Annotated in this window: 16 protein-coding genes; 2 read left to right on the top strand and 14 right to left on the bottom strand. The window is 64.9% G+C overall.

Features of this window, described 5'->3' with window-relative positions:
• Window positions 1-3 precede the first annotated feature (3 nt).
• The gene (locus tag MHA02_RS16155) at window positions 4-399 is read left to right on the top strand and encodes a hypothetical protein (RefSeq protein ID WP_238180423.1); all 396 of its coding nucleotides are present in this window, start codon (window positions 4-6) and stop codon (window positions 397-399) included.
• A 285-nt stretch (window positions 400-684) separates the two neighbouring features.
• Window positions 685-1,089, top strand: coding sequence for a VOC family protein (locus MHA02_RS16150; protein ID WP_147080485.1), 405 nt, complete (start codon window positions 685-687; stop codon window positions 1,087-1,089).
• Between the two features lie 255 nt (window positions 1,090-1,344).
• Here the strand turns inward: MHA02_RS16150 and MHA02_RS16145 are convergent, their stop codons facing one another.
• The 14 genes from MHA02_RS16145 to nuoL form a co-directional block, all read right to left on the bottom strand.
• Window positions 1,345-2,388: a tetratricopeptide repeat protein gene (locus tag MHA02_RS16145; RefSeq protein ID WP_147080482.1), complete on the bottom strand. Its 1,044-nt coding sequence runs from the start codon at window positions 2,386-2,388 to the stop codon at window positions 1,345-1,347.
• Between the two features lie 306 nt (window positions 2,389-2,694).
• The gene (dnaE, locus tag MHA02_RS16140) at window positions 2,695-6,216 is read right to left on the bottom strand and encodes a DNA polymerase III subunit alpha (protein WP_147080480.1); all 3,522 of its coding nucleotides are present in this window, start codon (window positions 6,214-6,216) and stop codon (window positions 2,695-2,697) included.
• A 469-nt stretch (window positions 6,217-6,685) separates the two neighbouring features.
• Window positions 6,686-7,396, bottom strand: coding sequence for an ABC transporter ATP-binding protein (locus MHA02_RS16135; RefSeq protein WP_147080477.1), 711 nt, complete (start codon window positions 7,394-7,396; stop codon window positions 6,686-6,688).
• 16 nt (window positions 7,397-7,412) lie between these two features.
• Complete coding sequence (locus tag MHA02_RS16130) at window positions 7,413-8,624, bottom strand: lipoprotein-releasing ABC transporter permease subunit (protein WP_238180424.1); 1,212 nt, start codon at window positions 8,622-8,624, stop codon at window positions 7,413-7,415.
• A 473-nt stretch (window positions 8,625-9,097) separates the two neighbouring features.
• Entirely contained in the window at window positions 9,098-10,423 is a 1,326-nt protein-coding gene (gene proS / locus MHA02_RS16125) for a proline--tRNA ligase (RefSeq protein WP_147080474.1), read from the bottom strand.
• Between the two features lie 419 nt (window positions 10,424-10,842).
• Window positions 10,843-12,174, bottom strand: coding sequence for a sugar MFS transporter (locus tag MHA02_RS16120; RefSeq protein WP_147080472.1), 1,332 nt, complete (start codon window positions 12,172-12,174; stop codon window positions 10,843-10,845).
• Between the two features lie 116 nt (window positions 12,175-12,290).
• Window positions 12,291-12,974, bottom strand: coding sequence for an acyltransferase (locus tag MHA02_RS16115; protein ID WP_147080469.1), 684 nt, complete (start codon window positions 12,972-12,974; stop codon window positions 12,291-12,293).
• A gap of 94 nt (window positions 12,975-13,068) precedes the next feature.
• Window positions 13,069-13,404: a DUF1467 family protein gene (locus MHA02_RS16110; protein WP_147080467.1), complete on the bottom strand. Its 336-nt coding sequence runs from the start codon at window positions 13,402-13,404 to the stop codon at window positions 13,069-13,071.
• A gap of 5 nt (window positions 13,405-13,409) precedes the next feature.
• The gene (mce, locus tag MHA02_RS16105; RefSeq protein ID WP_147080465.1) at window positions 13,410-13,814 is read right to left on the bottom strand and encodes a methylmalonyl-CoA epimerase; all 405 of its coding nucleotides are present in this window, start codon (window positions 13,812-13,814) and stop codon (window positions 13,410-13,412) included.
• A gap of 170 nt (window positions 13,815-13,984) precedes the next feature.
• Window positions 13,985-15,658 carry a ribonuclease J gene (locus MHA02_RS16100; RefSeq protein WP_147080463.1) on the bottom strand — a complete coding sequence of 558 codons (1,674 nt, stop codon included), beginning with the start codon at window positions 15,656-15,658 and terminating at the stop codon, window positions 13,985-13,987.
• A gap of 19 nt (window positions 15,659-15,677) precedes the next feature.
• Window positions 15,678-16,586 carry a biotin--[acetyl-CoA-carboxylase] ligase gene (locus tag MHA02_RS16095; RefSeq protein WP_147080460.1) on the bottom strand — a complete coding sequence of 303 codons (909 nt, stop codon included), beginning with the start codon at window positions 16,584-16,586 and terminating at the stop codon, window positions 15,678-15,680.
• Window positions 16,587-16,757: 171 nt separating this feature from the next.
• On the bottom strand, window positions 16,758-18,203 hold the full coding sequence (nuoN, locus tag MHA02_RS16090; RefSeq protein WP_174804679.1) for an NADH-quinone oxidoreductase subunit NuoN: 1,446 nt from the start codon (window positions 18,201-18,203) through the stop codon (window positions 16,758-16,760).
• Window positions 18,200-19,735 (bottom strand): NADH-quinone oxidoreductase subunit M, encoded by a 1,536-nt coding sequence (locus MHA02_RS16085; RefSeq protein WP_147080458.1) that lies wholly within the window; start codon window positions 19,733-19,735, stop codon window positions 18,200-18,202. Before MHA02_RS16085 ends, nuoN begins: the two co-directional genes overlap by 4 nt.
• Window positions 19,735-21,834 (bottom strand): NADH-quinone oxidoreductase subunit L, encoded by a 2,100-nt coding sequence (gene nuoL, locus MHA02_RS16080; RefSeq protein WP_147080456.1) that lies wholly within the window; start codon window positions 21,832-21,834, stop codon window positions 19,735-19,737. Before nuoL ends, MHA02_RS16085 begins: the two co-directional genes overlap by 1 nt.
• Window positions 21,835-21,873 lie beyond the last annotated feature (39 nt).

Here is a 21,873-nt window from a genome sequence, read left to right as displayed (position 1 = left end):
CGCTTGTCATCATGGCTCCCGGCGGCCTGCCTCACCGCCGCACTGGCGTGGCCGGCCGGCGGATGCACCAGCGTCGCGACGAGCGCCTCCCCTCCGCCATCGACGGGTACGCTGCGCGAGCGCATCGCCGCGCTGGCCCTCGGCCAAGTCGATTTCGGTTCGATCTCGATCATCCCGGTGCGATTCGAGAAGAGTCGCATCAGCGGGCCGTTCACGGATGGCGGGCGTACGCTCTACTGCGTATCGAGCCGTATGAAGGGCCGGACCTTCGACAAGGCCGAGCGGCCGAAGGCCGTGATCCGCGACGACGGCGGAGTGCTCAAGGTGCTGCGGGACGAGGAGGAAGTCTGCGAAGGGCACCGGACCGAGCCGTTTCCAGAGCTCGACTCGCCGGCCTGATCGCGCTCGCCCACTCCGCAGCCATCTCCCCGATTGGCTCTGGCACGGATAGGGGACGCGATCCGACCCGTCCCCTCATCCTGAATCGCCCGCGTCGGCGGGCCTCGGAAGAGGGTTCCAGGCATCGCGCGGCCACTGAAGCCCTCCTTCGAGTCCTCCGCTACGCTTCGGCACCGCAGGATGAATGGTTGGACGGGATCACGGGTCGAACGCCCCTACCCGACGGACAGCCACGGCCCTACTTCCGCGATCACGTCACCACTGCCACCCGGGACCGAAACGCGCATGACCGACACGCCGAAGCTGATCCATTCCATGATCCGCATCCGCGAGGAGGCCCGCTCGCTCGATTTCTACCGCACGGCCTTCGCGCTTGAGATCGCCGACCGGCTCGATTTCGACAGCTTCACCCTGATCTACCTGTCGAACCCCGAATCCGGCTTCGAGCTGGAGCTGACCGTCAACAAGAGCCAGAGCGAGGCCTACGACCTCGGCAACGGCTACGGCCACCTCGCCGTCTCGGTCGCCGACCTCGACGCCACGCACGCCCGCATGACGGAGGCGGGCCTCGCGCCGGGCGACCTCAAGGAGCTCGCCCATTCCAGCGGCGGCAAGGCGCGGTTTTTCTTCATTGCGGACCCGGATGGGTACAAGATCGAGGTGCTGCAGCGGGGGTGGCGGTTTTTGTAAGAATATATGCGCAGCGGATTTCAATATTTCTAGAATTTTTTCGTCTATATTTTTGGGCATCATCTTATTTTACATTGCCCACTGATACCAAACTTGAGAATCATTTCTTGTGTTTGCTATATTATACGATAAACTATGATTTTCTAATTATCTGAAATTAGTTTTAACTTAAAAATCAATTTTCGCTTTCGCGATATAAATAAATATTTATAGTTTGTTAGAATTAAGTAGGTAATTTATGTTGGTACTGTAACTTTAGTCAATCCATAAATTAATATAATTTTTTAAACTTTCACATTCTTTTATAAATGACTCATGTTTAGTACTATGAACATACTTCAAAATATTCTTCCACTTTTCGCTATCAGTTGCCACTCCCTGTTTGAATTGATTTTCAGCGTCTGCTACTAACGCATCTCGATCGGCGCCAGTTTTGCTTTTCGAAATTTCGATTGCAATAGCAGCCTGTAGAATTCTGGGTTTTCCTGGCAAATTGCCATCTTCCGTGAGCTGCGTTGGGACAGATATTATTAATTCTTTAGCTTCTTCAAGCTTGTTGCGATAGAAATAAATTTTAGCAATTTTGTAAGTCCACAAATTATTTCGGTCAGTTACTAGATTTATGGTAGCTAGAGCTTCACTTGATCTACCAACTGCCAAGTATGCATCGGCTAAATTTCGTTTAGTTGGGTCATCAGACGGCATAGCTTTCAAAGCATTTTCAAAGTGATTGATAGCCCCTACGAATTCTCCTCTATAAAAATACACAGCGCCTCTAACACTTTCGGACTGAAAGAGATCGCACGATGCAACATCAGAAGCTAAAGCCAACGCGTCGCCCATCTGGTTTGAATCGTTATTTAGCATTGCCCACATGACGCTAATTTTTTTATTGCAATATTTTTCTTGTTCGGCAGAGGAAACCCCAAGGAATTTTGCCCAAGGTTCTGGCCAAGCTCCGATAAAAGCAGTTGTCGTAAGCAACAAAAACATGGAGAAAAAAACAACGACAACCCAAATCAGGAATGATCCAGCCCACTGAATAGTTGAATTAGAAGATGTTGTTAATTTTGCAAAGACAAATAAGAGAATCGACCCTAGAAATGTAAGAGATATTATTACAACTGCGCCAAAGTTACGCCCAAAAAACAGTGAAATAATCCCACCACATGCCGCGATACCAACAATCCCAAACGCAAATCTAACAGCCGGAACTTTGGCGGACGCCAAGTTAATCATCTTCAACAAAGAAGATAACCCTAAGGCATCGTTAGAGCCCAGCTCCGGAGATTGAGTCATAGAAAACGGCTTTCTGCTGATATTGCAATTTTTATCGCTTTCGAAATAATGGCAAGCGCATCTAAAGGAGAATCATATGGCTAAGATGTTTTTTTTCTCAGCAGCGGTCGTCTTGGCCGCTCTCACTGCGGTTCCGAGTTCGGTCGCCTTCGCTCAAAGCAGCAATAATCAGTGTTGTGGTACCGGCGGTGGCGGTGGCGGTGGCGGTGGCGGTGGCGGTGGCGGTGGCAATCCTTAGTTGGCACGAAGAACGCTAGAGGTCATAATTTGGAATACAGTGATCAGAAGGTGAGTTAGCAAAAAAAGTTAACTCATCTCCACCTGCACCACCCCCGGCACCGCCCGCAGCGCCCCGGCCACCTGCGGGCTCGCCTGATACTTTCCGGGCAGCTTCACCTCGACCTCGCGCTCGCCCCCGTCGAGCATCAGGATCAACGACACCTCGCCCTCGCCGCGCAGGGTGAGGCGCTGCTGCACCGAGCCGATCGGGCGGTCGTCGCGCATGAAGATGCGCATGCCCTTCTGGTGGCGGGCGACGGCGGCGTCGAGGGGTTCGGCGGTGGTGATGCGGGCGCGGACGTCCTCGCCTTCGAGGTTGGCCTGCAGGGTGAGCACCAGCGGCTTTCCGGGCTCCAGGATGTCGCGGTACTGGTTCAGCCCCTCCTGGAAGACGATCGCCTCGAAATGGCCGGTGCGGTCGGAGAGCGTGACGATGCCGAGCTTGTTGCCGCTCTTGGTGCGGCGCTCGGAGCGGTCGAGCACGGAGGCCGCGACCTTGCCGAAGGCGCCGCCGTTGGCGCGGGCCGTGGCGCAGAACGCGGTCCAGTTCTGGACGCGCAGCTTCTCGAGCAGGTCGCCGTATTCGTCGAGGGGGTGGCCCGAGAGGAAGAAGCCGATCGCCTCGTATTCGCGCTTCAGGGTGTCGGCCATCGGCCAGCACTCGTAGCCGGGGATGCGCAGGCCGACGGAGGTGGCGGCGACGCCGCCGAACATGTCGTCGATGCCGCTGCCCTCGGCCTCGGCCGCGCCCTGCGCCAGCCTCATCATCGGCTCGACGGCGGCCCAGGCCCGCGCCCGGTCCGGCTCGATGCCGTCGAGCGCACCGGCGGCGATCAGGGCCTCCAGCGTGCGCTTGTTGACGAAGCGCGGGTTCATGCGCCGGGCGAGGCAGGCGAGATCCGCGAAGGGTTTGTCGCCGCGCGCCTCGACCAGCGATTCCACGGCGGCGCGGCCGACGCCCTTGATCGCGGCGAGCGCGTAGTAGATCCGGCCCTCGCGCACCTCGAAGGTCACGCCCGAGGCGTTGATCGAGGGCGGCACCACCGTGATCTTCAGGCGCTGCGCGTCCTGACGGAACTCGGCGAGCTTGTCGGTGACGTCGATGTCGAGGTTCATCGCGGCGGCGAGGAATTCGACGGGGTGGTTCGCCTTGAGGTAGCCGGTCTGGTAGGTCAGGAGCGCGTAGGCCGCCGCGTGGCTCTTGTTGAAGCCGTAATCGGCGAACTTGGCCAGCAGGTCGAAGATCTCGTTCGCCTTGGGCTTCACCAGCCCGCGCTCGACGCAGCCCTTCACGAAGCGGTCGCGCTGGGCGTCCATCTCCGCACGGATCTTCTTGCCCATGGCGCGGCGAAGCATGTCGGCCTCGCCCAGCGAGTAGCCGGCCAGGACCTTGGCGATCTCCATCACCTGTTCCTGGTAGACGATGATGCCGAAGGTCTCCTTCAGCACCGGCGCGATCTTCTCATGCGGATACCACGCCGCTTCGTTGCCGGCGTCGCGGCCGAGCTTGCGCTCGCAATAGACCGGGATGTTGGCCATCGGGCCCGGCCGGTAGAGGGCGACGAGCGCGATAATGTCCTCGAACCGGTCGGCCTGCATCTCGCAGAGCGCCTTGCGCATGCCCGCGGATTCCACCTGGAACACGCCGACCGTCTCGCCGCGGCCCATTGGCTCGTAGGTCTTCCGGTCGTCGAGCGGCAGGGACGCCAGATCGATCTCGATGCCCCGGAGCTTCAGCAGGTCCGTGCAGCACCTGAGCATCGTCAGGGTCTTCAGTCCCAGAAAGTCGAACTTCACGAGGCCGGCCTGCTCGACCCACTTCATGTTGAACTGGGTCACCCGCATACCCGTCTTCGGGTCGCGATAGAGCGGGACGAGCTGTTCGAGCGGCCGGTCGCCGATCACCACGCCGGCGGCGTGGGTCGAGGCGTGGCGGTGCAGGCCCTCGAGCTTGCGCGAGATGTCGACGAGGCGGGCCACGATCGGCTCCTCCTCGATCGCGGCCTGGAGCTTCGGCTCGCCCTCGATCGCCTGGGCTAGGGTCACGGGGTTCGCCGGGTTCTGCGGCACCAGCTTGGTCAGCTTGTCGACCTGCCCGTAGGGCATTTCCAGAACGCGGCCGACGTCGCGCAGCACGCCGCGGGCGAGCAGCGTACCGAAGGTGATGATCTGGGCGACCTGGGCCTCGCCGTAGCGCTCCTGCACGTAGCGGATCACGCGTTCGCGGCCCTCGACGCAGAAGTCGATGTCGAAATCCGGCATCGAGACGCGTTCGGGATTGAGGAAGCGCTCGAACAGCAGACCGAAGCGCAGCGGGTCGAGGTCGGTGATCAGCAGCGACCACGCCACCACCGAGCCTGCACCCGAGCCGCGGCCGGGGCCGACCGGGATGTCGTGGTCCTTGGCCCACTTGATGAAGTCGGAGACGATCAGGAAGTAGCCGGGAAACTTCATGCCCGTGATGACGTCGAGCTCGAAGGCGAGCCGCGTGCGGTACTCGTCTTCGGAAAATCCCGGCGCGGTGCCGTGCTGCTTCAGGCGCAGTTCGAGCCCGGCCTCGGCCTGCCGGCGCAGCTCCGTCGGCTCGTCGGCGGCCACCGGCTGAGGCGCGGCATCGACTGCCTCGGCGAGTTCGGCGGCCATCGGCGCGGTTTCGCCGGCCGCGACCCGCGCAAAGTTCGGCAGGATCGGCTTCTGCGTGCGTACGCGGACGGCACAGCGCATGGCAATCTCGACCGTCGCCGAGAGGGCCTCCGGGAGATCCGAAAAGAGCGTGCCCATCTCCGCGCGCGTGAGGAAACCGTGCTGCGGCGTCAGCCTGCGGCGGCGCTCGTCCGAGACGAGGCGCCCTTCCGCGATGGCGAGCAGCGCATCGTGCGCGTCGTAATCGGCGGCCTTCGAGAAGAACGGCTCGTTCGCCGCCACCAGCCCGAGGCCGTTGCGGTCGGCGAGGCCGATGAGTTCGCGCTCGACGGCGCGCTCGTCGGCGAGGCCGTGGCGCTGCAGCTCGATATAGAGATTGGTCTCGCCGAAGGCCGCCTTCAGCGCCTCGAGCCGGCGCAGGGCCAGTTCGGGCCGGCCGGCCCGCAACGCGCCATCGAGGGGGCCGCTGCCGCCGCCGGTCAGCGCGATCAGGCCGGCGCCGGATTCCTGGAGCGCTTCGGCCGTGACGCGGGGCGGCTCGCCGAGGGGCACGTCGAAATAGGCCCGGCTCGCCAGCCGCAGCAGATTGCCGTAGCCGGCGGCGTCCTGGGCCAGAAGCACGAGATTGCCGTAGCCGGGGCCGGAGCCGCGGACCTTGGGGTCCGGCGCCTCGAAACAGATCGTGAGCTGCATCCCAGCGATCGGCTGCAGTCCCGAGCCCGCGGCCTTCTCCGAGAATTCCAACGCGCCGAACAAGTTGTTGGTGTCGGTGAGCGCCAGCGCCGGCTGCCGGTCGGCCACTGCCGCCTTGACGATGTCGCCGACCTTCAGCGCGCCTTCGAGCAGCGAATAGGAAGAGTGGACGTGGAGGTGGACGAAGCCGACCTCCTTCAACACGCGCGCCATGAGGGACCTTCGTTGCAGGCCGACACCATCTGCGAGTCGGCTGCGGGAATCGAGGCACGTACGGGCCGCGAACCCGATATCCACCGCCCGTGCCCCTCCGGCATCATGCCGCGGGCCGCAGGCCGATCCGGGGCGTCGGGTGCGGAGGTTTGCCTGTGGACGGACCGCCAGACGAAAGCCCTGGTCAATGGATCGGCGCCAAGGCTATCGCCCAGAGCGCCACCGCGCCCGAGAGGAGCCCGAAAGCCGTGAGTTCGACGAGGCCGGTCAGGAGGGTGTTGCGGATCATGGCTGCGCTCGCTCCGTTCTGATGGAGCGAGTTTTGTTCTTGTTTTGTTCTGCGTAAAGCCTGTGGATCGACCGTTTGGAAAGCAGGGTTAACCACGGGTAAACCAGCTCGGCGCTGTGGTCGGACGCTGTCGTATCGGCTTCGCCGGGCATCGAATGCGTGCGGGATCGGCCCGCAGGCTCAGTCCATCTGCTCGATCAGGCCGTCCCGGATGGTCACGCGGCGGTCCATGCGCGCGGCGAGATCCATGTTGTGGGTCGCGATGAGCGCCGCGAGGCCCGAGGCGCGGACCAGCGAGAGCAGGATGCCGAAGACGGTACCGGCGGTCTGCGGGTCGAGGTTGCCGGTGGGCTCGTCGGCGAGGAGCAGGCGCGGGCCGTTGGCGACGGCGCGCGCGATGGCGACGCGCTGCTGCTCGCCGCCGGAGAGTTCGGCCGGGCGGTGGGTCATGCGCTCGGCGAGGCCGAGGAAGCTCAGGAGCTCGGCGGCCCGCGCCCGGGCGTCGGCCTTACCGAGGCCGCGGATGAGCTGGGGCATGACCACGTTCTCCTGCGCCGAGAACTCCGGCAGCAGGTGGTGGAACTGGTAGACGAAGCCCATCTCCTCGCGGCGGATGCGCGTGCGCTCGGAATCCGACATGGCCGAGGTCGGCCGGCCGCCGATGAAGACCTCGCCAGCATCCGGCCGTTCCAGCAGGCCGGCGACGTGCAGAAGCGTCGACTTGCCGGTGCCGGAGGGAGCGACGAGCGCCACCAGTTCGCCGGGCCAGATCGCGAGGTCGGCACCGCGCAGGATTTCGAGCGCGCCCTTCGCCTGCGTGTAGCGCCGCTCGACGCCCGAGAAGAACAGCGCCGGCACCGGCTGCGTGCCGGCGGGCTTGTCGGTGGCCATCGTCGTCAATCCAGGGTCATCCATAGCGAAGCGCCTGCACCGGATCGAGCCGGGCGGCACGCCAGGAGGGATACAGGGTCGCGGCGAGCGCCAGCGCGATCGAGGTCAGCACGATCGTCGTGACTTCGGTGGCGTTCATCTCGGCGGGGATCTCGGCGAGGAACCGCACGGTCGGGTCCCAGGCGCCGGGAAACAGCGTGCGCTGGATCGGCTTGATGTTCAGGGTGAACACCACGCCGAGCACCAGCCCGGCGAGGCTGCCGACGATGCCGATCAGCGCGCCGTTGAGCAAGAACACGCGCATGATCGTGCCCGGCGTCGCGCCCATGGTGCGCAGGATCGCGATGTCGCTCGACTTGTCCTTCACCAGCAGGATCAGGCCGGAGATGATGTTCAGCGTCGCGACGATGACGATGAGGTTCAGGATCAGGAACATCACGTTCCGCTCGACTTCGAGCGCGCCGAAGAAGGTTCGGTTGCGCTGGCGCCAGTCGGTGAGCAGCACCGGGCGCTCGGCGGCCATTTCGAGGTCACCGCGCAATTCGGAAACCGCATCGGCGTTGTCGAGATAGATCTCGATATGGCTGACGTCGCCCTCGCGGTTGAAGAAGGCTTGGGATTCGGCGAGCGGCATGAACACGAAGGTCTGGTCGAACTCGGTCATGCCGATCTCGAACACCGCCTTGACCGTGTAGGATTTCTGTCGCGGTGCGGTTCCGAACGGCGTCGTCGCGCCCTTCGGCGTCGAGAGGGTGATGCTGTCTCCCGATTGCAGGCCGAGCGTCTCGGCCAGTCGCGCGCCGATGGCGACGCCGGTGCCGTCGTCGAAGCCAGCCAGCGTGCCGCTCTTCAGGCTCTTCGACACGGTGGCGATCTTGTCGAGATCGGCCGCGCGGACCCCGCGCACCAGCACGCCGCTACCGCCATAGGGCGACGAGGCGAAGGCCTGTCCTTCGACGAGCGGAATCGCGGATTTGACGCCGGCGACTTTCTCCAGGCGGTCGGCGAGGTCGGCATAGTCGGTGAGAGAACGGTCGATCGGCGTGACGAAGACGTGGCCGTTGAGCCCGACGATCTTCGCGAGCAGTTCGGAGCGGAAGCCGTTCATCACCGAGAGCACGATGATGAGGTTGGCGACGCCGAGCGCGATGCCGAGGACGGAGAACAGAGCGACCACGGACACGCCGCCGCCGCGGCGGCGCGCGCGCAGGTAGCGCATCGCGATCATCCACTCGAATCCGGTGAAGGGCAGCGTACCGCCTTTCCCGAGCGAGCCGGCGAACCGCTTCACCCGGTCCGCGAGGCCCGTCGCCCCCGCCATCGTCAAACCCGCCACGTGATGATCCGCCTCACACCGGCACTCCTAAAGACTGTCCGTTCGTGTCCGCCGACACGGGGCAAGCGACGATCCAGAACAGACAAAACCTCGCAAGATTAAGGCGTAGCCTCCAACGGGCATGCGCCTGTCTCCGAAAACACGGTCGTTCCCGGGCACCTGCAGCGAAGTGGAAGGTGACCCGGAAACTCTCTGCAGGAAAACCCTCAGCCGTCATTCCGGGGCTCGCCGAAGGCGAGAACCCGGAATCCACCGGATACGCCGCGGCCAGTCGTGGGTTCCGGGTTCCGCTACGCGGCCCCGGAATGAAGGGAGAGCGACGAAAACGTGAGCCAGAGCCCAACGAAAGACCGGCTTCAATTTTGTCAGACGCGCTTCAGCCGTGAGACCAAGTCGACCGGTGCGATAAGCTCGCGCTCGCCGGTGGCGCGGCGTTTCAGTTCGACCTTGCCGTCGGCGAGGCTCTTCGGTCCGACGATGACCTGCCAGGGCAGGCCGATCAGGTCGGCGGTGGCGAACTTCGCGCCGGGGCGGTCGTCGCGGTCGTCGTAGAGCAGGCTGATCCCGGCGGCCTGGAGGTCGCCCTCGATCTCGGCACAGGCGGCGTCGACGGCCGCATCGCCGACCTTGAGGTTGATCAGGGCGACGTCGAAGGGCGCCACCGAGTCCGGCCAGATGATGCCGGCCTCGTCGTGGCTCGCCTCGATGATCGCGGGCACCAGCCGGCTCGGGCCGATGCCGTAGGAGCCCATATGCACAGGCTGCTCCTTGCCGTCCGGCCCGGTCACGACGGCCTTCATCGGCTCGGAATATTTCGTGCCGAAATAGAAGATGTGTCCGACCTCGATGCCGCGGGCCGACATCCGCGCCTCCTCCGGCACTTCCGCGAAGACACTCGCATCGTGCATCTCGTCGGTGGCCGCGTAATGCGAGGTCCAGGCGTCAACGGTACCCTGCAGGCCTGCCACGTCGTCGAAGTCGACGTTCACGGCCGGAATCTCGAAATCGAGATAAGCACGGTCGCAGAAGACCTCGCTCTCGCCGGTCTGGGCGAGGATGATGAATTCGTGACTCAGGTCGCCACCGATCGGGCCGGTATCGGCGCGCATGGGGATCGCCCGCAGGCCCATGGCCGCGAAGGTGCGCAGGTAGGCGACGAACATCTTGTTGTAGGCGTGCCGCGCCCCGGCCTGATCGAGATCGAAGGAATAGGCGTCCTTCATCAGAAACTCGCGCGAACGCATGGTCCCGAAGCGCGGGCGCACCTCGTCGCGGAACTTCCAGGAAATCTGATAGAGGTTCTTCGGCAGGTCCTTGTACGAGCGTGCGCTCGCGCGAAAAATCTCGGTGACGACTTCCTCGGCGGTGGGGCCGTAGAGGATGTCGCGATCGTGCCGGTCCTTGATGCGAAGCATTTCCTTGCCGTAGGCCTCGTAGCGGCCGGATTCGCGCCAGAGATCGGCCGACTGAATCGTCGGCATCAGGATCTCGATGGCGCCGGAGCGGTTCTGCTCCTCCCGGACGATGGCGCAGACCCGCTCCAGCACCCGCAGGCCGAGCGGCAGCCAAGCATAGATGCCGGCGGCCTCCTGGCGGATCAGGCCGGCGCGCAGCATCAGCCGGTGGGAGACGATCTCCGCTTCCTTGGGCGTCTCGCGCAGCGTCGGCAGGAAGTAGCGGGAAAGACGCATCGAAGACCTTGGCAATGCTTAGGTGCGGCGCCGGGCTGACCCCGATGCGCGCGTGCGCACACAACACATTGCGCCCTCAAAAGACAAGCGCGGGCGGCGCATCCGCGCATCGGGATCGCCGCGCCGAGGCGCTGCCGAACGGTCTAAGAGCATACTGTCGCAGTCCCAGCAAAAAAACACAGCACAACGCGCCAAGCCCGGTGACAAATAGAAATCTTCTTCCTATAAGCACCGCCGTGATGGTCGCACGCCTCTCTAGGCAGCGTACGGTCCGAGTCTCGGGAGGAACAACCAGCCGCCACGTCGTCTCAAGAACGTGAGATAATATAGGCTGAAACCGTCTCTATCGCTTCAAAGCAAGGCTTAGTGCCTTGCTTTTTTATTTGGAGTGATCTGTCGAGATTTCGCGAGCCGTCAGATCAGACCGCCAGGGCCTTGGGAGTGTTTTGCTCGGTCGCGCGCGCTTCGCGAAGATTGGCGAAGGCATAGCCGGCGATACAGAGATAGCACACGACCGGTGCGGCCAGCGCGAGGCTGAGGCCGACGGTGTCGGCAAGGTAGCCCGTCACCACCGGGACCACGGCGCCCCCCACGATCGCCACGCAGACGATGCCGGCCCCCTGCGCGGTGCGCTTGCCGAGACCGTCGATCGCCATGGCGAAGATCGTCGGGAACATGATCGAGTTGGCGAGTCCCACCGCGATCAGCGTGACGGCGGCAACGGTGCCGCTCGACAGGCCCGAAATCGTCGCGAGCAAGCCCGATGCGAGGGCGCAGGCGCCGAGCACCAGCCCGGCGCGGACATAGCGCAGCACGAAGCTGCCGATGATGCGGCCGACCAGCGCCCCGCCCCAGTAGAAGCTCAAGAGATGGCCGGCGGTTTCGGCCGTAGCACCGAGCACGCGCGGCTGTTCAAGGTAGCTCACCATCAGCGTGCCGATCGCAACCTCCGCGCCGACATAGAGAAAGATCGCGAGCGCACCGAGCGCCAGCTTGGGCCGCCTCAGCAGGTCGAGGCCGAGGCCGCGGGTCTCGGTGGCGGTCTCGCTCTTCGGAGCTTCGGCCACCCAGGAGCGCACGCTCCAGAAGAAGATGGCCAGCACGCCGAGACCGGCCGCGATGACCAGGAACGGCGTCTGCAGGACCGCCGCCTCGGCCTGGCGGGCCGCCGCCAGCGCCTCCGCCGACAGGCTCGCCGGGTCCTTGACCTCCGGTACATGCGAGAGGATCGCCCAGGCGCCGATCACCGGGCCGACGGTGGTGCCGACGGAGTTGAAGGTCTGTGCCAACGTCAGCCGGCTCGGCGCCTGGGCGGCGGGGCCGAGCTTCGTCACCAGCGGGTTCGCCGCAACCTGAAGGATGGCGATCCCCGAGGCCATCACGAACAGCGCCAGCAGGAAGATCGGAAACAGCCCTATCCGCGCCGCCGGCGCGAACATCAGGCAGCCGCAGGCCATGACCAGCAGCCCGACCACGAGGCCGCGCATGTAGCCGATTCGCCCAACCAGCACGCCCGCCGGCAGCGAGATCACCGCATAGGCGAAGAAAAAGCAGAACTGGGTCAGTGTCGCCTCGGTGTAGCTGAGGTCGAACAGGCTCTTCAGCTTCGGCGTGACGATGTCGACGAGGACGGTGGCGAGCCCCCAGGTGAAGAACAGCGCCAGCATGCAGGGCAGCAGATAGGCATGGCCGACGCTGCCGGCCGACTCGTCTTCGGCAGGCGTGCTCGATGCACCCGGCATCATCGCCATGGTCGTCTCCCTGGGCGCGGTCGCATTCTGCCGCACTGGGCGCGCAACCGTCGGGCGAAACTGTCGAGGGAGCGGCCACGCCTGTCAATCGGCCGGTTCGCGGCCTGCCAAGCGCGTCAGCGCGTCCAGGCGACGCCGCGGCGAACGACGCGGGCGGGCGCCCCGGCCAACACGGAATCGGGCTCGTCGAAGGAATGCGTCACGACGGACCGGAAGCCCACCACGCAGCCGTCCGGCAGGCGGGCCCCCTTGAGCAGCGCCGCTTCGCCGGCGAGCCAAACGGCGTTGCCGACCACGACATCGCTGGCCGGATTGATCCGGTCGCCGCTGACGCGATCCGTGATCGCGTGCATGTCGCTGGTGCGGATGTGAACGCCGGCCGCAATCAGGCAGTCGTCGCCGATGCGCACGTTCGCGTCCGAGGCCAGGATCCGTGTCTTCTTCGCGTCGCAGCGGTCGCCGATCGTCACCGTCAGGTTAAATCCGCGCAGCTCGATGTTGCCCGAGAAGGCGACATCGTCGCCGATCTCGACGCGGTTGCCGGCGCCGCTCACCACGATGGCGAGGCCCCTGGTTCGGAAGTTGCGGCCGACCCTGACGACGTTGTCGGCGGACGGTCCGAAGAAGAACGTCGTCAGCCGCAGCCAGGCCGCCGCCCAGCCCCGACCCTCGACCCGGTTGCCGCGGCGCGCGAGCAGGGCCGGATAGTAGATCCACAGCGGCCGGCCCGGGCGCGGGAGCCGGCGGGGTGCGGCAAGCGCCGGCTCGGCGGGCGCCTGGGAGTCGTCCGAATTGGTCATGGCGCTACGCGTCGCCGATCCTGTGCTCGCGACAGGCGACCGTGCGTAGCGAGGGTTCCGGGCGAGAAGATGGTGGCGGGGTGGGGGTGCGCCGTCAGAGCCGCGCGAGCGGAAACACCGACACGGCGAGAAACAACGCGACGGCGGCAGCCAGCGTCGTCAACAGCGCCTTTTCCCGCAGGCGCGGTTGTGCGGGAGCGCCGGGATCCTGCCCCGGCACCAGCCGGCCCGGATCGGCCTCGGCCTGATTGCCCAACGGCAGCACCGCAAACAGGAAGGTCCACCACAGCACGAAGAACAGCGCCAGCGCGCCGAACACCGTCAGCGCAAACCCCTTCACCGCCACCGTGACGATCGCCGCGATGAGCACGACGAGAACCCCGAGGGTCCTCGGGGTCGAGGTTGCGATGCTAGCGAAGAAGCGGCGCAACGGGCTCAGACCTGTTCCAACTCGACGAGCGTGCCGAGGAAATCCTTGGGATGCAGGAAGATCACCGGCTTGCCGTGAGCGCCGATCTTCGGCTCGCCCGAACCGAGCACGCGGGCGCCGGAGGCCTTCATCTTGTCGCGGGCAGCAATGATGTCGTCGACCTCGTAGCAGACGTGGTGGATGCCGCCGGACGGGTTCTTGTCGACGAAGCCCTGGATGGTCGAGTTCTCGCCGAGCGGCGCCATCAGCTCGACCTTCGAGTTCGGCAGCTCGACGAACACGACGGTGACGCCGTGATCCGGCTGAGGCAGCGGCTCGGTGACCTTGGCGCCGAGCGTGTCGCGATAGATCGCGGTCGCCGCGTCGAGATCCTTCACCGCGATGGCGACATGGTTGAGCCGGCCGATCATTGTTGTGCTCCCTTCATTTGAGCGCATCTCCCCTCCCCTCTGCGGGAGAGGGTGGCCCTCGCGTCGGCGAGGGTCGGGAGCGGGGAGCGACATGTCCGGGAACGTCGCTCCCCTCTCCCGCCTGCTCCGCAGGCACCCGCTCCCGCAGAGGGGAGAGGGTCAACGCAGTGCTAAATCTCCACCACCTGCACATGGCAGGCGGGCTTCTTACCCCAGACGTCGTTGAGCGCCGAGCGGATGGCCCGATCGACCGCGTTCTCGACGGCCTCGGAGTCCCGACGCTTGCCCGGAGACAGGCCGGAGAGCGTGCGCGAGACCGTCTCGGCCACGGTGTCGATCAGGGCCTCGCCGCCCCGCCCCTTGTTCGGCAGGCCCATGATGTCCACGGCGGGCGTGCCGAGCACGGTGCCGCGATTGTCGATGGCGATGGCGACCGAGACGATACCCGCCTGAGCGAGCTTGCGGCGCTCGGGGATGGCCCGGTCCTTCGCGTCGATCAGGACGTTGGCGTCCTTGTAGAGGCGGCCGGCCCGCACGTGCTCGATGATCTCGGGCTTGCCCGGCGCGAGGCGGATCATCGTGCCGTTGCGGGCCTTGACTACCGTCTCGACGCCCTGGGCGCGGGCGAAGCGGGCATGCTCGTCGAGATGCAGCGCCTCGCCGTGGACCGGAATCGTTGCCTGGGGCCGCGTCCAGGCATACATCGCCGCCATCTCGTCGCGGCGCGGGTGGCCGGAGACGTGGACGAGTTCGGTCCGGTCGGTGATGATCTCGACGCCCATGTCGATGAGGTCGTTGATGATCGCGCCGACATCGCGCTCGTTGCCGGGAATGGCGCGCGACGAGAAGATCACGCGATCGCCAGCGGTGAGCGACACGGCCGGATGGTCGTCGCGCGAGACGCGGGCCATGGCGGCGCGGTCCTCGCCCTGCGAACCGGTGAGCAGGCAGACCACCTTGTCGCGCGGCAGGTGATGGTAGGAATCGGCACTGCGGAAGTCCGGCAGGCCGTCAAGGTAACCGCACTCGCGGGCGACATCGATGACGCGGTCCATGGCCCGGCCGACGGCCAGCACCTCGCGTCCGCAAGCCTGCGCAGCCTCGGCGACGGCACGGATACGGGCGACATTCGAGGCGAAGGTCGTCACCGCGACGCGGTGCGGCGCTTCCGCGATCAGGCGCTTGAGGGTCGCCGAAACCTCGGCCTCGCTGTGGCTGCGGCCCTCGCGCATGATGTTGGTCGAGTCGCAGACGAGTGCGATGATGCCCTCGTCGCCGAGTGCCTTGAAGGCCTCGGGCGAGGTAGTGGCGCCGGCCACCGGCGTATCGTCGAGCTTCCAGTCGCCCGTGTGGAGCACGAGGCCGTGCTCGGTGCGGATGGCGACGGCGTTCGATTCGGGGATCGAGTGCGCTACCGGCACGTACTCGATTTCGAACGGACCGATCTGCAGCCGCTGGCCGACCTTGATCTCCTTCAACACCACCTTCGGCGCGCCGGGCTCCGAGAGGCGGCGGGTCTCGAGGAGCTGCTTGGCGAAGCGGGTCGCGTAGACCGGCGCCTTCAGCTTCGACCACAGCTCGCTCACGGCACCGATGTGGTCCTCGTGCGCATGCGTGATGAAGATGCCGAGCAGATCCTGCTTGCGCTCTTCGATGAAGGTGAGGTCCGGGAACATCAGTTCGATGCCCGGCAGCCCCTCCTCGCCGGCGAAGCCCATGCCCAGATCGACCATGATCCATTTGCGGCTCTTTTCGGGACCGATCCCGTAGAGGGCCGCGTTCATGCCGATCTCGCCCACGCCGCCGAGCGGCACGAAGACGAGTTCGTCCTGCCGTGAAGTCATTTTTTTCTTGTGTCCAAGTTCAAGCCGCCGTCGCGGCACTTCCAAAGTGCACCTCGCCCGCCGTCACGGTATGCGTCATTCCATCCGGGGCGAGGATCATGAGCCGCCCCCTCTCGTCGATTCCGTCGTGAAGACCGTTGAGCGTCCTGTCGGGCAGGCGCACCGTGACGGGCGCCCCGATCCCGGCGGCGCGCTGTAGCCAGCGCTGCCGGACGCTCGAAAATCCGTGCCCCTTGTTCCAGATCCGGGCCGCTTCCACAAACCGGCGCGACAGCGCATCGAGCACGGCCGCAGCATCCGCGGCGCAGCCCAGCGCAGCAAGGGACGTCGCCGCATACGGCAAACCTTCGGGCACCGCCAGCACGTTGATGCCGAAGCCGATGACGACCGCACGCCGGCCCTCGGCTTCCAGCAGGATGCCGGCGAGCTTTTTGTCGGACGCAAGAACGTCATTCGGCCATTTCAGCTGAAACGACGCGGCTCGATGAGATACCTTCCCTGCCCCTTGTGGGGAGGGATCGAGAGTGGGGGTGGCTCCGCTTGGACGGCCGAGCCCGGCGGAACCACCCCCACCTCTTACCGCCTCCCCGCAAGGGGGAGGAGAGCGCCCGGCGGCTCCCTGCAGAGCAACATCGTCAAGCGCATTAATCAGCGCCAGTCCGGCGACGAAGCCTAGCGTCGCGACGTCGTCCGGTGCCACGCCGGCGATCGGAAAAAGCAGGCTCGCGGCGAGATTGCCCTCGGGCGAGACCCAGGCCGAGCCGCGCCGGCCCCGGCCCTCGCTCTGCCGATGAGCCACCACCCAGAGCGGGCCGGCCTCACCGGCACGCGCCTGCTCCAGCGCCTCGGTGTTGGTGGAGCCGAGGACGTCGTGCGCGTGCAGGCGATAGCCTGCGGCCCGGGCCTCCGGGCTGAGCCGAAACGCCATGCCCTAGTACTTTGCCAAGTGTAAAACACCTGCACCGAAACCCACTCTCGTCATTCCGGGGCCGCGCAGCGGAACCCGGAACCCACGACTGGCCACAGCGTATTGGGTGGATTCCGGATTCTCGCCTTTGGCGAGCCCCGGAATGACGAGCGGAAGCGAAGCCTCCACCGCTTAGAACAGCGACTTGGCCGCCGCACCGGCCGCCGACACAAGCGGAGCCGGTGCCAGGAAAAACAGAACGACCACGGCACTCGACAGTCCAAGCACGATACGCAGGCCCGGATCCATCGGCTCGTAGGGCGCCTTGGGCTCGTCGAAATACATCACCTTGACGAGGCGCAGGTAGTAGAACGCGCCGACCACGCTGGTCACCACACCGATGACCGCGAGCGTCACCAGTCCCGCCTTGATCGCCGCAGCGAAGACGTAGAACTTCGCGAAGAACCCGGCGAGCGGCGGGATGCCGGCAAGGGAGAACATCATCGCTGCAAGGCTGAAGGCCAGCCACGGATGCGTGCGCGAGAGGCCCGAGAGGTCGTCGATCGTCTCGAACATCTGGTTCTTGCGCCGCAGCGCCAGCAGCACTGCGAAGGCGCCGAGCGTCATCGCGAGATAGATGATCATGTAGATCACCACGCCGCGGATGCCCTCCTCGGAGCCGGCCGCGAGGCCGATGAGCGCGTAGCCCACGTTGCCGATGGAAGAATACGCGAGCAGTCGCTTGATGTTCGTCTGGCCGATCGCCGCGACGGAGCCGAGCGCCATCGAGGCAATGGCGACGAAGACGATGATCTGCTGCCAGACCGCGGTGACGTCCGGGAAAGCGCCGATGAAGACGCGCACCGTCATCGCCATGGCGGCCATCTTCGGCGCCGAGGCGAAGAAGGCCGTCACCGGCGTTGGCGAGCCCTCGTAGACGTCGGGCGTCCACATGTGGAACGGCACGGCGGCGAGCTTGAAGCAGACGCCGGCGGCCACGAAGACGATGCCCAGAATGATACCGAAGCCCGCGGGTTCGCCGTTCAGCGCCGTGACGATCCCGGGGAACGAGACCGTGCCGGTGAAGCCGTAGACCAGCGAGGCGCCGTAGAGCAGCATGCCGGAGGAGAGCGCACCGAGCACGAAATACTTCAGGCCGGCTTCCGTCGACTTCACGTCGTCGCGGTTGAAGGCGGCGATCACGTAGGCGGCGAGCGACTGCAGTTCGAGCCCGAGATAGAGCGCGATCAGGTCGTTGGCCGAGGCCATGACCATCATGCCGATGGTGCAGAGAACGATCAGCAACGGATACTCGAAGCGGTCGATACGCTGGCGCTGGAAGTAGTCGCGGGACAGCAGAATAGTGGCCGCCGATCCGATCAGGATCAGCGCCTTCATGATCCGCGAAAAATTGTCGGAGATGAACGAGCCGGACAGGGTGACGACCTTACCCTGTCCGGAAATGACCACGAAGAACGTCAGGATCAGCAGGATCAGCGCGCCGACATTGACGCCCTCGACCGAGCGGTCGCCGCGGAAGGCGCCGTAGAGGATCAGCACCAGCACGCCGACCGAGAGGATGATCTCCGGCAGCAGCGGGCCGATCGACGGCAACACGGAGTGGAGATGCGTGATCATCGCGCGGCGACCTCGGCCTTGCCCGCGACCGCGCGTTCGGCCGCCTGCGTATTGGAGAGGGCGGTCTTCATGTTGACCATGAGCGCTTCGGTGGAGGGCGCGAAGGTCTCGAGGATCGGCGCGGGATGGACGCCGTACCAGATCGTCAGCGCGACGAGCGGCGCGATGATGATCTTTTCGCGGAGGTCGAGATCCAAGATGCCCTGGAGGTTCGGCTTTTCCAGCTTCCCGTAGATCACCCGGGCGTAGAGCCAGAGGGCGTAGCCGGCCGAGAGGATGATGCCGAACACCGAAAAGAACGCGACCATCGGGTTGGCCTTGAAGGCCCCCATCATCGCCAGGAACTCGCCGACGAAGCCCGAGGTGCCGGGCAGGCCGACATTGGCCATGGTGAAGACCATCATCGCGGCGGCGTAGAGCGGCATCCGCTTCACGAGGCCGCCATAGGCCGAGATCTCACGCGTGTGCATCCGGTCGTAGACCACGCCGACGCAGAGGAAGAGCGCGCCTGAGACGATGCCGTGCGAGATCATCAGGAACAGCGCGCCCTGGATGCCCTGCTCGTTGAGCGTGAACAGTCCGAGCGTCACGAAGCCCATATGGGCGACGGACGAATAGGCGATCAGCTTCTTGATGTCGGTCTGCATCATCGCGGTGAGCGAGGTGAAGATGATCGCCACCACCGAGAGCGCGAACACGAAGTTCGCGAAGTAGGCCGAGGCGTCCGGCAGCATCGGAAGCGAGATCCGGATGAAGCCGTAGCCGCCCATCTTCAGCAGGATACCGGCCAGGATCACCGATCCTGCCGTAGGCGCCTCGACGTGGGCATCGGGCAACCAGGTATGGACCGGCCACATCGGCATCTTCACGGCGAAGGAGGCGAAGAACGCGAGCCACAGCCAGGTTTGCATGTGGACCGGGAAGCGGTGCGTCAGCAGCGTCGGGATGTCGGTGGTCCCGGCCTCCCAGTACATCGCCATGATGGCGAGCAGCATCAGGACCGAGCCGAGCAGGGTGTAGAGGAAGAACTTGAAGCTCGCGTAGATGCGCCGTTTGCCGCCCCAGATGCCGATGATGAGGAACATCGGAATCAGGCCGGCCTCGAAGAATAGGTAGAACAGCACCAGATCGAGGGCCTGAAAGACGCCGATCATCGTGGTTTCGAGCACGAGGAAGGCGACGAAGTACTCCTTTACCCGCACGTCGATCGAGCGCCATGAGGCGCCGATGCAAAAGGGCATCAGGAAGGTCGTCAGCAGGATCAGCGGCATCGAGAAGCCGTCGACGCCGAGCTTGAACTTTATCGTCTCAGCAAGCCACGAATGGGTCTCGACGAGCTGGAAGCTCGGGGACGCGATGTCGTAGCGCGCCCAGGCGGCGAGCGAGAGCAGGAAGGTGACGATGGTCGTGATCAGCGCCGCCCAGCGGGCGTTGCGCTTCACGGCCTCGGTCTCGTCACCCAGCGTCAGGATGAAAGCCGCGCCGCAGAGCGGGACGATGAGCAGGCCGGAGAGGATGCCGAGGCCGAGCATCAATGGGCTCCCCCGGCCGTGCCGGTGATCATGTACCAGGTGATCAAGCCGGCGACGCCCACCAGCATGACGAAGGCGTAGTGGTAGACGTAGCCGGTCTGGAGACGGACCACGCCGCGGGTCACGTCGACGACGCGCGCCGAGATGCCGTCAGGACCCATCCCGTCGATGATCCGCCCGTCGCCCTCCTTCCAGAGGAAGAGGCCGAAGTTCTTGGCCGGGCGGACGAAGATGCGGTCGTAGAGTTCGTCGAAGTACCACTTGTTGAGCAGGAAGCGGTACAGGCTCGGCTGCTGCTCGGCGAGGATGTGCGGCAGTTCGGGCCGGCGGATATACATCCAGAAGGCCAGCACGAAGCCCGCCACCAGCATGATGAACGGCGAGGCCGAGACCCAGCCCGGCGCCTCGTGGATCTTGTGCATGATGTGGTTTTCGGAATGCGCCAGGGCGTGGCCCCAGAATTCGTCCATTCCCTCGCCGATGAAGCGGTCCTTGAAGATCACGCCGGCGAACAGCGCGCCGAAGGCGAGCACCGCGAGCGGGATCGTCATCACCAGCGGGCTCTCGTGCGGGGTGTGGTCGTGCCCGTGGCCATGATCGCCCGTGGCGTGATCCGGCACCACGTCGCTTTTGTGGGCGGGCTCGACATTCGAGCCATGATCGTCATGCGCCGCGCCCTCGGTATGGCCGGGCTTGCCGTCGGCCTCGTGCGCGTGATGGGCATGCGCGTCGTGATGCGCCGCGGCACCCCAGCGGGCCGGCCCCTCGAAGGTGAGGAAGAACAGACGCCAGGAATAGAACGAGGTCATGAAAGCCGCGATCACGGTCGCCAGGAAGGCGAGGACGTGGCCGGGGCGGTCGGACATGTAGGCCGCCTCGATGATCGCGTCCTTCGAGTAGTAGCCGGCGGTGTAGGGGAAGCCGATCAGCGCGAGAGTGCCGATCGTCATCATCGCCGTGGTGAAGGGGATGTAGCGGCGGAGATTCCCCATGTTCCGCATGTCCTGCTCGTGGTGCATCGCGTGGATGACCGAGCCGGCCCCGAGGAACAGCAGCGCCTTGAAGAAGGCGTGGGTGAAGAGGTGGAACACGCCGGTGGCGTAGGCGCCGACGCCGAGGCCGACAAACATGTAGCCGAGTTGCGAGCAGGTCGAATAGGCGATGACCCGCTTGATGTCGTTCTGCACCAGCCCGATCGTCGCCGCGAAGAACGCGGTGATGCCGCCGATGATCGTCACCACCGAGAGCGCGACCGGCGCAAGCTCGAACAGCGGCGACAGGCGCGCCACCATGAACACGCCGGCCGTCACCATGGTGGCGGCGTGGATGAGCGCGGAGACCGGGGTCGGGCCCTCCATCGCATCCGGCAGCCATGTGTGCAGGAGAAACTGCGCCGACTTACCCATGGCGCCCATGAACAGCAGCAGGCAGGCCAGCGTCAGGGCGTTCCAGTCGTAACCGAGGAAGTGGAACGTCGCGTCCTTCAAGGCGGGCGCATTGGCGAAGATCGCGTCGAACGAGACCGAGCCGGTCAGGACGAAGACCAGGAAGATGCCGAGCGAGAAGCCGAAATCGCCGACGCGGTTGACGATGAAGGCCTTCATCGCGGCAGCGTTGGCCGAGGGCTTCTCGTACCAGAAGCCGATCAGCAGGTAGGAGGCGAGGCCGACGCCTTCCCAGCCGAAGAACATCTGCACGAGGTTGTCCGCCGTCACCAGCATCAGCATGGCGAAGGTGAACAGCGAAAGGTAGGCGAAGAAGCGCGGCCGGTGCGGATCCTCCTCCATGTAGCCGACGGAGTAGAGGTGCACGAGCGTCGACACCGTGGTGACGACGACGAGCATCACGCAGGTCAGCGTGTCGATCTTGAAGGCCCAGTCGACGTTCAGGTCCCCGGCCGAGAACCACTGTGCCACCTGCACACGCTCGGCATGGCCGCCCTCGCCGGTGACGATGAAGAACGCCCCCCAGGCGATCAGGCAGGCAAAAGCGAGACAGCTCGTCGTCACGTACTCGCTGACCCGCGCGCCGATGAAGCGGCCGAACAGGCCGGCGATCAAGGCGCCGATCAGGGGGAGGAAGACGATCGCGTGATACATGGTTCTGTGCGGCCTCGCAGCAGGCGGACGAAGGGACGG

It is taken from the genome of Methylobacterium haplocladii, from assembly GCF_007992175.1.
In the GTDB taxonomy this organism is placed as follows: domain Bacteria; phylum Pseudomonadota; class Alphaproteobacteria; order Rhizobiales; family Beijerinckiaceae; genus Methylobacterium; species Methylobacterium haplocladii.
This window is presented reverse-complemented; position numbering and strand designations above follow the sequence as displayed.

Excerpts from the sequence above, each read along its gene's own strand:
- MHA02_RS16085 (WP_147080458.1), bottom strand. The coding sequence starts at position 19,735 with ATGCTCGGCCTCGGCATCCTCTCCGGCCTGCTCATCGTCCCGCTCTGC.
- nuoN (WP_174804679.1), bottom strand. The coding sequence starts at position 18,203 with ATGATCACGCATCTCCACTCCGTGTTGCCGTCGATCGGCCCGCTGCTG.
- MHA02_RS16100 (WP_147080463.1), bottom strand. The coding sequence starts at position 15,658 with ATGACTTCACGGCAGGACGAACTCGTCTTCGTGCCGCTCGGCGGCGTG.
- mce (WP_147080465.1), bottom strand. The coding sequence starts at position 13,814 with ATGATCGGCCGGCTCAACCATGTCGCCATCGCGGTGAAGGATCTCGAC.
- MHA02_RS16115 (WP_147080469.1), bottom strand. The coding sequence starts at position 12,974 with ATGACCAATTCGGACGACTCCCAGGCGCCCGCCGAGCCGGCGCTTGCC.
- proS (WP_147080474.1), bottom strand. The coding sequence starts at position 10,423 with ATGCGTCTTTCCCGCTACTTCCTGCCGACGCTGCGCGAGACGCCCAAG.
- MHA02_RS16135 (WP_147080477.1), bottom strand. The coding sequence starts at position 7,396 with ATGGCCACCGACAAGCCCGCCGGCACGCAGCCGGTGCCGGCGCTGTTC.
- MHA02_RS16145 (WP_147080482.1), bottom strand. The coding sequence starts at position 2,388 with ATGACTCAATCTCCGGAGCTGGGCTCTAACGATGCCTTAGGGTTATCT.
- MHA02_RS16120 (WP_147080472.1), bottom strand. The coding sequence starts at position 12,174 with ATGGCGATGATGCCGGGTGCATCGAGCACGCCTGCCGAAGACGAGTCG.
- MHA02_RS16150 (WP_147080485.1), top strand. The coding sequence starts at position 685 with ATGACCGACACGCCGAAGCTGATCCATTCCATGATCCGCATCCGCGAG.
- dnaE (WP_147080480.1), bottom strand. The coding sequence starts at position 6,216 with ATGGCGCGCGTGTTGAAGGAGGTCGGCTTCGTCCACCTCCACGTCCAC.
- MHA02_RS16130 (WP_238180424.1), bottom strand. The coding sequence starts at position 8,624 with ATGATCGCGATGCGCTACCTGCGCGCGCGCCGCCGCGGCGGCGGCGTG.
- MHA02_RS16095 (WP_147080460.1), bottom strand. The coding sequence starts at position 16,586 with ATGGCGTTTCGGCTCAGCCCGGAGGCCCGGGCCGCAGGCTATCGCCTG.
- nuoL (WP_147080456.1), bottom strand. The coding sequence starts at position 21,834 with ATGTATCACGCGATCGTCTTCCTCCCCCTGATCGGCGCCTTGATCGCC.